Raw genomic sequence first — 12,763 nt, forward strand, 5'->3', positions numbered from 1 at the left:
AACAAGGATTGTATTTCGTTATTGGATTGAAATTTTCATTTTTTCTATGAGAATTATTGAAATTCTTATAAAATTTGCCAATGAAAACGTTTTCGGTACTTTTTTTCCGGGTATGAATATAGAAAAACTAAATCAAGCTTTTGTTGAGATCGCTGAAAAGAAAATCGAACTCACAAGATTTGACGTGCAAGAACCACAGTATGATGCTGTACTTGCCGAGATACACACGATGGAAGAGAATTTTCAACTTACGTATGGTACGTATGTCGAAGAGGTACTCTTTAACGTACATGATGAGTACTGTCCGGACAATGAAGTATTGTTGCCCAGTGCATACATGGCATCAGCATATCTAAGGAGTTCTAATGATCGAGTGGTTTATGATGTTGAAAATGATCAGGGAATCATCGTAGAAGCGGACGATTTTCCGGGCGTCAAAGCCAGGCTGGTTTTGATTCCAGGACCGACGCGACTGATCCTTCAAGGTGAGAAAAGTGAATTCAAGGAAACAGTCTGGATAGCAAGCTAGTTTCACTCGCCCCATTAAGGATTTATATAATCAATTACTCATTTTGAAGTTCCCTTTTCAGACAAGGACAGCTGTGTAGGGGGGGCAGAATACTTGGCTAAGTCAAGGCAAACTGAAATATTATGTCTTCCCTTGGTATTAAAGTGTTAAACTAAAATCCCAACTTGGATTTAGCTCTGTCAAGTACACCAGAAGCGACAACCATGGCTTTCTCCTCTCCCTTTTGAAGCGCATTCTCTAACTCAGCTACGTCATCCATCAATCGATCGTATTCCGCCCTTGGCCCGGCATACTTATCCATGATCAGCTCAAATAAAGCTTGTTTCGCATGGCCATAGCCATAATTCCCTCCTCGGTAATTGTTGGCCATTACCTCCGTTTGTGAATCGTCTGCCAGCAATTTGTAGAGTTGGAAAACATTACAAGTATCTGGATTTTTTGGTGCTTCCATCGGTGTGCTATCGGTAACGATCTGCATCACATTTTTCCGTAGCTTTTTCTCGGGAAGGAATATATCGATGATGTTGCCATACGATTTACTCATCTTTTTGCCGTCTGTTCCGGGTATGGTCATCAATTCTTCATTGATCTTTTCTTCCGGTATTACGAAAATCTCACCGTATTCTCGGTTGAAGGCCTTAGCAATAACCCGGGTCATTTCGAGATGTTGCTTCTGGTCTTTTCCTACCGGAACGATGTTGGCATCGTACAACAGAATGTCCGCTGCCATCAAAACCGGATAGGTGAAAATGCCTCCATTCACATCTGCCAGTTTATCCGCCTTGTCCTTGAAAGAGTGCGCATTTGCCAGCATTGGGTACGGAGCAAAGCAATTGAGGTACCAGGCAAGTTCTGTAACGATGGGTACTTTCGACTGACGATAGAAAAGGTTGTTGTCGATATCAAATCCGAAGGCAATCCATGCAGCGGCAACTGCTCGTGTATTCATGATCCGCATCTCGGCATCTTTGAGACTGGTCAACGAATGCATGTCGGCAATAAAGAAGAATGACTCATTCTTAGAGTCTTTGGACAACTCGATTGCAGGGAGGATAGCGCCTAATAAATTTCCCAGATGAGGTTTGCCCGAACTTTGAATTCCGGTAAGAATACGTGCCATGCTTCAGATTTTTGCGCAAACCTATCAATAAATTGAATTCAACCTTCATACTATCGCCACGTTTGATGTTAATGAAGCTTAAAAGACGCAGAAATATTAAATCCTCGAAGTTCACGTTATTAGATTTACCAAAAGTTTTATTTCAGAAGTATGAAAAGCTTAATTAGCGCATTGTTTGCAGTCTTCGTAGTATGTCAGGCATTTGCACAAGAAAGTTTAGATTTTGATAATCCAGATTTTGATTTCGGGACCGTCGAAGAATTAGAAGGTCCGGTGGATCATAAATTCACGTTCGTCAATAGGGGACTTGAGCCCGTGACCATTCTCAGGGTTCAGGCTTCTTGTGGTTGTACCACCCCGGATTGGTCCAAAGAACCTGTAGCACCAGGTGAGTCCGGATTTATCATGGCGCGGTATGATCCTAAGAATCGCCCAGGTGCTTTTAGAAAAAGCCTCAAAGTGACTACTTCTATTCCCACGTTGAAGAAAACACTTTTTATCAAAGGGACTGTCAACCCGAAACCGAGAACCATTGCGGATGACCTGCCTACAAAAATGGACGGTATCAGGGTGCAGTATCGTTCTTTCAATTTTGGAACGATCAAAAATCATGAACCCATCAGAAAGTCATTTGATGTTTATAATGATAGCGAAGAAACCATTGCTTTCCTGGAGGATAAAGGAGCATCTCCTCAGTTTATTCAGGTAGCTTATGAACCTGTTTCATTGGCACCTAAGGAAAAAGGTAAGATTTGGATCACATATGATCCGAGTCAGGTAGCAGAATTCGGATTTAACTCATCTAGAATATCATTATATACTTCGGAAGAGGAAGGTAAAAACAGGAAGCAATTCAATGTACTCAGCACAGTAGTAGAATATTTTCCGCCGATGAGTGATGAGGATTTGGCGAAAGCGCCTCGATTAGCGTTTGATAAAACAGCTCATAATTTTGGTAAGATGGCCAAAGATGCGGCTGCTGAGACTGAGTTTCTGTTGACCAATAATGGTCGTGAGTCCTTGAATATCCGATTGGCGAAATCAAATTGTGGTTGCACGGTGGTTGATCTGGAAAAAGAAGATATCAAACCCGGAGAAACCGTAAAAATGAAAGTGAAATTTGACTCGAAGGGCAGGAGAGGGCGTCAGTACAAGACCGTAACGGTATTTAGTAATGACCCTACTGCGCCAACACAAGTACTTTCATTGAGAGCAGAAGTGCCCAGGACTTAATATTCGAAGAAATACTAAGGAAAATAATCTTATATCCCGGCCTTCGTGCCGGGATTTTTAATGTTGAAGACTTTTATCTTCCTGTGAAATCAATCCTTTGAGTGTATTTTTTGTTCGCTCCTGACCGCCTCTTATATCATTCAATTTCTTGGGCTTAAGTAAGATCTAACAGGATCGATCAATCGCATTCTCGATAGTTAAGTTTATGTACGTGTCATCAGAAAATAAAAAAAGCCACTGATTCAATACCAGTGGCTCTCTCTTATTAGGGTTGAAACTCAATAATCAGTTTCCTTCCCAGGTATTATCGTCTCGATCAATATCCGCCATTTTCTTGCTGGCGTCGATCTCAATTGATTGCACATTATCCATACTTCCAGGAATACTTACTTCGTAGCTGTTGTAAGTCCATCCCCAGTCATCCAGCACCTTCACATCATCAGCAACTGGTTTTTCACCTCGCATCAGATCCAAAGGAATATAAAGGTTAGAAACAGAACCGTCTTTCATGGTCACCTGAACATCAACAGGCATGGGCATTACACCTTGTTTCTCAATAGTGAAAGCCAGGTTGTCTCCCTCATTTCGGACATTGGCGACTGCATAATCGATTTGGTGCGTAGAATTTACCCAATACTCGTAGTACCAATCCAATTCCAGACCAGTGGTTTTTTCCATTACTCTTACAAAATCGTTGAGATCAGGATGCTTGAAGCGCCATTGATAATAGTATCGTTTCAGCCCTTTGTTTATATATTCTTCGCCAATGATGTAGCCTAATTGTGCTACACTTACCGCACCTTTAGAGTAGGCGCCTGCACCATAAGCGAAATTGGTCATGAAGTGGTCAGCGTGCGTGCTCAATGGTTCCTCCTTGCCACTTTTCGCAATCGCGAAATAACCTCTGTAATTGCCTTCCAGTGCTCTTGCATTATTGCCTCCGAACAGATGCGTCATGGTAAGGCTCGTGGCATAACTGGTATAGCCTTCGTCCATCCAGGCGTAATAACTCTCATTGGTGGCCAGGAGCCCTTGATACCAACTGTGAAGTGCTTCATGGACGGTAACGCCTACCAGGCTTCTGATCGATCGGTGACCAGTGATTAAGGTTGCCATGGGATATTCCATTCCACCATCACCACCCTGGATGACCGAATATTGCGGGAAAGGATACTCTCCAAAGTTTTCGCTAATGTACTGGAAGGCCTTAATGGTGTATTCAGGCAGCGCTTCCCAATTTTCAGTCAATGTATCTCCCTGATAAAAGAAGTGCAGGGTAGGGCCGTTTGGTACTTGTGCTGTCGTATGGATGTAATCGGGATCTGCAGCCCACATGAAGTCATGCACATTTTCTGCTTTCCATCTCCAGGTCAGGGTTTTGCCTTTCATTTTCTTAGGTTTGGTTCCTTCAGGAAGGTATCCTTTTCCAATCTCATCAGCATTTTGCAGGAGTCCTGTTCCTCCAATGACATACTTCTTGTCGATGGTGATGTTTACTTCGAAATCTCCCCATGGGGCATAGAATTCACGGCCAACATATGGGTGAGCATGCCATCCTTTTTCATCATATTCAGCCATTTTCGGGTACCACTGAGACATGGAGTAACGAATGCCCTCTCTGTTATCCCGACCGCTTCTTCGAATCTGCGCGGGCACCTGGCTGTTAAATTCCATGTTGAATGTAGCTGTGGCGCCTGGAAGGATCGCTTCATTGAGCATCACTTCGAGGACGGTGCCTTCCACTTCATATGAAAGATCTGATCCGTTTTGCTTTAGAGAAGTGACTTTGTGGTAGCCAATTTCTTCCTCAGATAGCTTGGAGATCCTATCCTGAACTCTTCTGTCCGGATCTTCAATGGATCGGCTTCTGACATCCATCAAACTGTTGGGTTGAAAGGCATTGAAATAAAGGTGATAAAAAACCTTATTGAGGGTATCAGGTGAATTGTTGGTATAGGTTAATTCCTGGGTCCCTGTAAATTGATTGGTTTTTACATTGAAATCAATGTCCATTTTGTAGTTCACGGCCTGCTGCCAGTAGGCCTGTGAAAAACTACTTAGTGAAATCGTGCATAGCACGACCATCAAAAGGTAGTGTTTCTTTATCATGTTCATGGGGAAAAGATATAAAATGAGCGCTCAAGGCGCTCATTAAACTAGGTTAAGTGGTCTAATAATTTGAAAAGCGATTGCTACGGATCAAACGTCTACATTCGCATATTTTGCGTTTTGTTCGATAAACTCTCTACGAGGAGCAACCTCATCGCCCATTAGCATCGAGAACAAGTGATCAGCTTCTGCTGCAGACTCAATGGTTACTTGCTTCAAGCTTCTGTTTTCAGGATTCATGGTCGTGCTCCAAAGCTGCTCAGGGTTCATCTCTCCAAGACCCTTATATCGCTGAACATTCACAGATTCAGCTTTTTCCGGGGCGATTTGATTGATCACATTATCCCGATCGTCATCACTCCAGGCATATCGTTCTGTTTTCCCCTTTTTCACCAAATAGAGAGGAGGCAAAGCGATATATACAAATCCCTTTTCAACCAATTCACGCATGTAGCGGAAGAAGAAGGTCAGGATCAGGGTTCGAATGTGACTACCGTCAACGTCCGCATCCGTCATGATGATGATCTTGTGATAGCGTAGCTTCACGGTGTTCAAGGCTTTTTCGTCATCTTCGGTGCCAAATGACACGCCCAATGCGGTGATCATATTTTTGATCTCCTCATTGTCATAGATCTTGTGCTCCTGCGCCTTTTCTACGTTCAGGATCTTTCCCCTTAAGGGTAGGATGGCCTGGAATTTTCGATCACGGCCTTGCTTGGCAGAACCACCTGCAGAGTCACCCTCTACCAGATAGATTTCGCAAACGGCAGGGTCTTTTTCAGAGCAGTCAGCTAGTTTTCCCGGTAAGCCCGTTCCTGAAAGCACGTTTTTACGCTGGACCATCTCGCGGGCCTTGCGGGCGGCATGTCTGGCTTGAGCAGCTAAAATGACTTTCTGCACAATTTGTTTAGCTTCTCTTGGATTTTCCTCCAGAAACTCATTGAGCATATCAGAAACACAAGAATCCACGGCCCCGCTCACATCGGAGTTACCGAGTTTCGTCTTGGTCTGACCTTCAAATTGCGGTTCAGCGACTTTTACCGAAATGACGGAAGTAAGGCCTTCACGGAAGTCATCTCCGCTGATCTCTACCTTTACTTTTTCTAAGAGTCCTGACTTATCGGCGTATGACTTCAAAGTTCTTGTTAAAGCCCTTCTGAAACCAGCAACGTGCGTACCACCTTCAATGGTATTGATGTTGTTGACATAGGAAACCACATTTTCCGAGAAAGAAGTATTGTAATTCATCGCCACTTGCACGGGAATGCCAGCTTTTTCTCCTTCAATGAAAATAGGTTTCTGAATCAGTTTTTCACGGGTATCATCCAGGTACTCAACAAATTCGGCCAGGCCGCCTTCAGAATAGAATTCTTCGAACATTGGCTTGCCATCCTCTAACTCCCGGTGATCGGTCAGGTCAATTCGAATTCCTGAGTTCAGGAAGGACAACTCACGGAGACGGGAAGCGACTTTTGAATAGATATATACCGATTCAGTAAATATCTCCTTATCAGGCATGAAGTGAACCGTGGTTCCGGTAATATCCGTATCACCGATGACTTCAACAGGTCCCTGAGGTATACCTCGGCTGTAAGACTGTTGATGGATCTTGCCATTTCTGTGAACAGTGGCGGTAAGATCAATAGAAAGGGCATTCACACAGGATACGCCTACGCCGTGAAGACCCCCTGATACCTTGTAGGTGTCTTTGTCAAACTTACCACCGGCGTGCAGGACAGTCATTACAACTTCGAGGGCCGACTTGTTCTCCTTGGGGTGCATATCGGTTGGAATACCTCGACCATTATCTTTAACAGTAATGGAATTATCCGTATTGATTTCTACTTTGATGTGATCGCAGTGTCCGGCCAGGGCTTCATCGACGGAATTGTCAACTACCTCCCAGATCAGGTGGTGAAGTCCTTTTATCCCTACATCTCCAATGTACATCGCGGGCCTTTTTCGGACCGCTTCAAGTCCTTCCAGAACCTGTATGTTACTCGCTGAATAATCGCCTTTCTGCTGCGGGGTTTCGTCTGCCATATTGTGTATTTCAAAACACACAAAATTAATCAATTTATCCTCCACCGGAGGGATAAAATTGAGGGACAAAAACAAGAAAAGACAAGCGGCTGGACTTGTCTTTTCTTGCGTTACAAATTATTGAAATAGAAGGCCGTTATCGCAGTATTCTGGAGGGCAATAAAAAGATTGCTTTGATGAAGCTTAGAACGCCTTCTACGGCAAATCCCAGGATGCGAAAGGGGAGTAATAGCAGCCAAATAATTGGATAAAATATCAACAGTGCAAGTGCTAAAGGCCAGCACAGTACCAGTAAGATGAACCAGAGTAATATTTTCATAGATTCAGTTTTTTAGTTGTACTTATTTGAAACTCAGATGAATTAAGTGGAAAGGACCGTCATTGCGAGTTTTACGAAGCAATCTATTTAACATTCTGTTCTAATATTTACTATCGGATTAATTCATGACTTTACTATGACGGACCCTTAATTCATTACCAAATCATTCATCCTTCAAAGATTTCGCGGGATCCGCCTTGGCAGCCATATAGGATTGCGAACCCATGGTCAACCAGGCAATGACCAGTGCCACGATTCCAGAGACGATGAATGTTAGGGGTTTTAGCGTGGTGCGATATTCGAAATCTGTCAACCACTGATCCATAAAATAGTAGGAGATCGGAGCGGCAAGAACGAAGGCAATGATCACCAATTTGATGAACTCTTTGGACAACAAGGTGATGATACCTGCTATGGATGCGCCAAGCACTTTGCGAATGCCTATTTCTTTAGTGCGTTGTTCGGCAGTGAATGATGCCAGTCCAAAAAGCCCTAGACACGCAATGAAAATGGATAAGAAAGCAAACACACCGAATACATCGCCTGTTCGTTTTTCATTCTCATAGAGTGCCTTAAATTTCTGATCCAAAAAGCTGTAAGCAAAGGGTTGCCCGGGGACAACATCTTCCCAAGCTTGCTCAATGTGTGCTAATGTCCCATCTACATCACTTCCGCTAACCTTAAACATCGCTTGCCCATTCGCATGTTCATTCAAGTGAATGACAAGCGGCTCGATGCTGTTTTTTAACGATTGGTAATGGAAATCTTTCACCACACCGATGATGTTATAGCCGTCTATGGTAGGAGCGTCTTGTTCTCCTCCATAGGTGTATAGCTTGTCACTTAAAGCATCCTCATAGCCAAATAAACGCACAGCTGCTTCATTGATGAGCACAGCCGCTGAATCTGCCCCAAATGTTTTGGAGAAATTTCTTCCATCAAGCAATTCTATACCCATGGTACTAATAAAATCGTAATCAACGAACGCCTTTCGGATCACCTGACTTTCGTCAGAAGCTACCGCCGGACTTCTGAAATACAAGTCTGAATTGCTGTAGTTTCCAGTTACGGTAAAGTTGGTCATCGTATTACTGATGACTCCAGCATGTCGGACAGACTCATTTTTAAAGGTGCTTGCCTGATCTCTTAACAGCCAGGTGTCTTCTACAATGATCACCTGATCTTTATCGTACCCTACTTTCTTATTTTGGATATAGGAAAGTTGATCAAATACAATTGCTGTGCCGATGATCATGATGATCGATATGCTGAATTGAAATACAACCAGCGTGCTTCGAATAGCTCCACTTTTAAGTCCTTGAGCGATTTTTCCTTTCAATACTTGTACGGGTCGGAAGGAGCTGAGATAGAACGCTGGATAGCTTCCTGCAAATAACCCAACTGCGATCATAATGATCAGCATCGGTATGATAAAGGAAGGGGAGAGTGCTGAACTCATTACCAGCGCCTTTCCGCTGATCTGATTGAAGGCAGGGAGTGTCAATACGGCCAATCCATAAGCAAGGATGAAGGAGATCATGCTGAGAAGAATGGCTTCTGATAAGAATTGTCCGATGAGCTGTTGTCGGTAAGCACCCATTACTTTTCGAATACCGACCTCTTTGGCACGTTTAGCAGAACGAGCAGTAGATAGATTCATGAAATTGATACAGGCTAATAGCAGGATGAACAGTCCAACGGCACTAAAGATGTAGACGTATTTGATGTCGCCATTTGCTCCTATTTCGCCCTCCAGATTGGAGTGGAGGTGAATATCTGCCATGGGTGTCAAGGTGAAATTTAAGGCATTTCCACTTTCACGAAACTCATCCATGTTCATGTTCAGGAATTGACTGATTAGTGGCGCGCAGTAGCGATCAATCATGTCAGGGAATTTTGCTTCCAGACTTTCGGCCGTAGCCCCTTCTTTCAATTTGATATAAGTTGGGAAGTTTGTACTCAGCCAATGTCCACCTCGAACCCACTCAAACGTGCTCATCGAGAGTAACATGTCATGTCGCATGTGACTGCTGCCGGGTAGATCTGGGTATACCGCGGTTACTTCATAATCCGTTCGGTTGTCCAATACTACCGTTTCGCCCACGGGATTGATATCACCAAATACTTTTTTAGCGATGGATTCACTGAGCGCAATGGTGTTAGGACGGACCAGGGCCGTTTTTGCGTTTCCGTGAATCAATTCCGTACCGAAAAATTCAAAGTAATTCGAGTCTGCTGTTAAAACGTATTCTTCTTTGAAAGTCTCCAGGTCATCCTTTTTGCGGATGAACCAAGTACTGTGTCCATTCAACCGCACGGATTCCAGTACTTCAGGATAATCATTCACCAATGCGGCAGCGGTTGGCGAGCCCACTGTAGCAGAATTATGGTCCGTTCCATTCAATGTTGCATGGAAATTGATCCGGTGGATCTTTTCCCATCCGGCGATGTGCTTATCATAGGAGAGTTCATCAACTACAAAAAGCGAGATTAGGATGAAGCTGGCCAGTCCGATGGACAATCCAAGGATATTGAGCAAAGAATAGAACTTATACCGAGCCAGGCTTCGTACAGCGATGTTGAAATAATTCTTGAACATGATAGTTGGGTTTGGAGGTGAATTAGTGAAATTCAGGAAAGATTTTTCGATTCATGGTATTTCAATCCATTCACCCTTGGATTTCCTAAAGGGAAGTGGCTATAACTCCCTTTAGGGGTGGGGTAGATATGAAATTCCGGAAAAATCTTTCTTTCCATTATTTTAAATCTTTTAATAATTATTCGTCTTTTAGAGAAGTAGCAGGATTGGCTTTCGCCGCCAAATAAGTTTGTGAACTCATGGTCAACCAGGCGATGAACAATGCCAGCACACCTGATACAAAGAAGGTCAGGGGCTTCAATTCCGTACGATACTCAAATTCGGTCAACCACTCATTCATGAAGATGTAGGCCACAGGGGCAGCCAGTACAAAGGAGATAACTACCAACTTGATGAACTCTTTCGAAAGCAGAGCCAATATGCTGGGAACTGAAGCACCCAGTACTTTTCGGATACCAATCTCCTTTCTTCGTTGCTCAGCTGTGAAGGAGGCTAATCCATATAAACCCAAGCAGGCGATAAAGATGGATAAGAAGGCAAACACACCAAAGATGTCCCCAATCCGTTGTTCATTTTCGTAGATACGGTTGAATCGATCATCCAGGAAACTATATTCGAATGGTTGGCTTGGCGCGAACTGTTCCCAGGTTTGCTCCAAAGAAGCGATTGTTTGATCTATATTGTTCGCACTCAGCTTGAATGATGCAAAGCCTCTTCTTTCATCCAGTGTAAATACCAACGGATCTATGGCCTTTTTCATTGAGTTGAAATGGAAATCTTTAACGATACCGATAATTTGAAAGGTGATCGTTTCCGGGGTTTCTCTGGAGCCTCCAAATGTGGAGATGTATTCACCAATTGGCTTTTCATACCCTAGTTGAGCAACCGCCGCTTCATTGATCAGCACCTTCGTTGTGTCTGCTGGGAACTCAGCCGAGAAATTTCGACCTTCCGTGATTTCCATTCCCAACGTTTCCATGTAATCCAGATCAATACCGTAGTTGTTGAAAACATAGGTATTTCCAGTGCCTGTAGTTTTACCAGCAAACCAGGCGTTGTTATTATTGGTCGTGCCCACGGGTAAGAAATTGGCAATGGTTCCGGATATGATATTGCTGTTGCGCAAAGCCTCTGTTTTAAAGGCATTAATGTTGTCATCCAACAGCCAGGCATCGTGGATCATGATCACCTGATCTTTGTCAAAGCCCAATTTTTTGTTCTGGATATAATTCAACTGATCGAAAACGATGGCCGTACCTACGATCATGATGATGGAAATACTGAATTGTAGAACCACTAATACACTGCGAATACCACCGCTTTTCATGCCCAGGTTCAATTTTCCTTTCAGCACTTCTACAGGCTTGAAACGTGACAAGTACAAGGCGGGGTAGCTACCTGCCAACATGCCTACGACCACCATGATGATGATCATGGTTCCCAGAAAAACGGGGGAGAAGAGTTGACCCATCGCCAGGGTCTTGTCCGACAGCTCTTCAAATAGGGGCAGTACTGCAGACGATAAAGCGACAGAGATACCGAATGCGATCAGGCAGATCAATATGGCCTCGGCCAGGAATTGTTTGATCAGATTTGAACGATAAGCACCCATGGTTTTGCGAACCCCTACTTCCTTGGCTCTGCTGGCAGATCGGGCTGTGGCCAGATTCATGAAGTTGATGCATGCCAAAAGCAAAATGAAAATAGCAACGGCCGAAAAGATGTAGACATACTTCATGTCGCCATTGGCTTCAATGTCTCCCAGCTTGGCGGAATGTAGATGGATGTCTTTCATGGGGAAAAGTGTATACCCAGCTTTGTTACCCGCTTCATAGAACTCTTCCAGACTCGCACCCATGAATTGTTCCACCTCAGGGCCGATGTATTTTTCAATCAATGCCGGGAATTTTGCGTTAATGGTGTTCGGGTCAGTACCAGGTTGTAGCTTTAAGTAGGTCTGAAAATTAAAGCTCATCCACTGTGTCATGCGGGCTTCTTCCAGTCCTTCCATAGATAGAATCAAATCCCAGTGCATGTGCGATTGACTGGGCATGTCGGCGAAAATACCAGTCACTTCATAGTCGGTTCGGTTGTCCAGGCTGACCTCTTGTCCAATTGGGTCTTCATCACCGAAAATCTTTTTAGCTACGCTTTCACTAATGGCAATGGTGTTAGGGCGCTCCAGCATGGTAGCAACGTCGCCACTGATTACCTTGAAATCAAAGAATTGAAAAAAGTTCGGGTCGGCAAACGTCACCAGTTCTTCTTTGAAGTTCTGGTTGTTTTTCTTCCATTTGATCAATCGATCTCCCTGTCCGCGCAGACGGACTGTTTCTGTAACCTCTGGAAACTCACTTTTCATCGTAGCTGCAGCTGGGACACTGGCAAGTGCCGTGTTGAAATCACTGCCATTGATATTACCAGCAAAATCCATGCGGTAGATGTGCTCCAGATCACTGTGCATCTGATCATAGCTCATTTCATCCTGCACATATACAGCGATCAGGATGAAGCAACTCAGGCCGATGGATAGCCCCAGGATATTGATCAGGGAGTAAAACGAATGCTTGCGTAGGTTACGTAATGCGGTGGTGACGTAGTTCTTAAACATGATAGTTTTTGAGTTTTTTGACCTTTGATTATGCATGAGATGCCAAAGTCTCTCAAAAGGTTGCATCGGTAATGCATAATTACTGGTATTATACACTACTTGGCATTACAAGGTTGTGTTTTTATTAAAAATAATCCTCATTCTCGAAGAATTTGATTCAGATTCCCGTCTGGGGGAATCAAATTCTATCGGGAATCTGC

General features: G+C 43.7%; 7 protein-coding genes. 2 read left to right on the forward strand and 5 right to left on the reverse strand.

Translation table 11 applies throughout. The features are described 5' to 3' along the window. The first annotated feature begins 46 nt into the window (after positions 1–46). The gene (locus tag R8G66_05095; GenBank protein ID MDW3191714.1) at positions 47–529 is read left to right on the forward strand and encodes a hypothetical protein; all 483 of its coding nucleotides are present in this window, start codon (positions 47–49) and stop codon (positions 527–529) included. A gap of 151 nt (positions 530–680) precedes the next feature. On the opposite strand, the gene trpS is transcribed toward R8G66_05095, so the two are convergent. After that, a complete protein-coding gene (trpS, locus tag R8G66_05100; protein MDW3191715.1) occupies positions 681–1,649 on the reverse strand; it encodes a tryptophan--tRNA ligase in 969 nt (322 codons plus the stop codon). Positions 1,650–1,799: 150 nt separating this feature from the next. On the opposite strand from trpS, the gene R8G66_05105 reads away from it, so the two are divergent. Further along, the gene (locus tag R8G66_05105) at positions 1,800–2,882 is read left to right on the forward strand and encodes a DUF1573 domain-containing protein (protein ID MDW3191716.1); all 1,083 of its coding nucleotides are present in this window, start codon (positions 1,800–1,802) and stop codon (positions 2,880–2,882) included. 285 nt (positions 2,883–3,167) lie between these two features. Here R8G66_05105 and R8G66_05110 read toward each other — a convergent pair whose 3' ends face one another. From R8G66_05110 to R8G66_05125, 4 genes are all read right to left on the reverse strand, one after another. Next, positions 3,168–4,997: a M1 family metallopeptidase gene (locus tag R8G66_05110; GenBank protein MDW3191717.1), complete on the reverse strand. Its 1,830-nt coding sequence runs from the start codon at positions 4,995–4,997 to the stop codon at positions 3,168–3,170. An 84-nt stretch (positions 4,998–5,081) separates the two neighbouring features. Beyond that, on the reverse strand, positions 5,082–7,034 hold the full coding sequence (gyrB, locus tag R8G66_05115; GenBank protein ID MDW3191718.1) for a DNA topoisomerase (ATP-hydrolyzing) subunit B: 1,953 nt from the start codon (positions 7,032–7,034) through the stop codon (positions 5,082–5,084). Positions 7,035–7,516: 482 nt separating this feature from the next. Further along, on the reverse strand, positions 7,517–9,952 hold the full coding sequence (locus tag R8G66_05120; GenBank protein ID MDW3191719.1) for an FtsX-like permease family protein: 2,436 nt from the start codon (positions 9,950–9,952) through the stop codon (positions 7,517–7,519). 178 nt (positions 9,953–10,130) lie between these two features. Further along, positions 10,131–12,563, reverse strand: a complete 2,433-nt coding sequence (locus R8G66_05125) for an ABC transporter permease (protein ID MDW3191720.1) — start codon at positions 12,561–12,563, stop codon at positions 10,131–10,133. Positions 12,564–12,763: the final 200 nt, after the last annotated feature.

Source organism: Cytophagales bacterium (assembly GCA_033344775.1).
Taxonomy (GTDB): Bacteria; Bacteroidota; Bacteroidia; order Cytophagales; family Cyclobacteriaceae; genus JAWPMT01.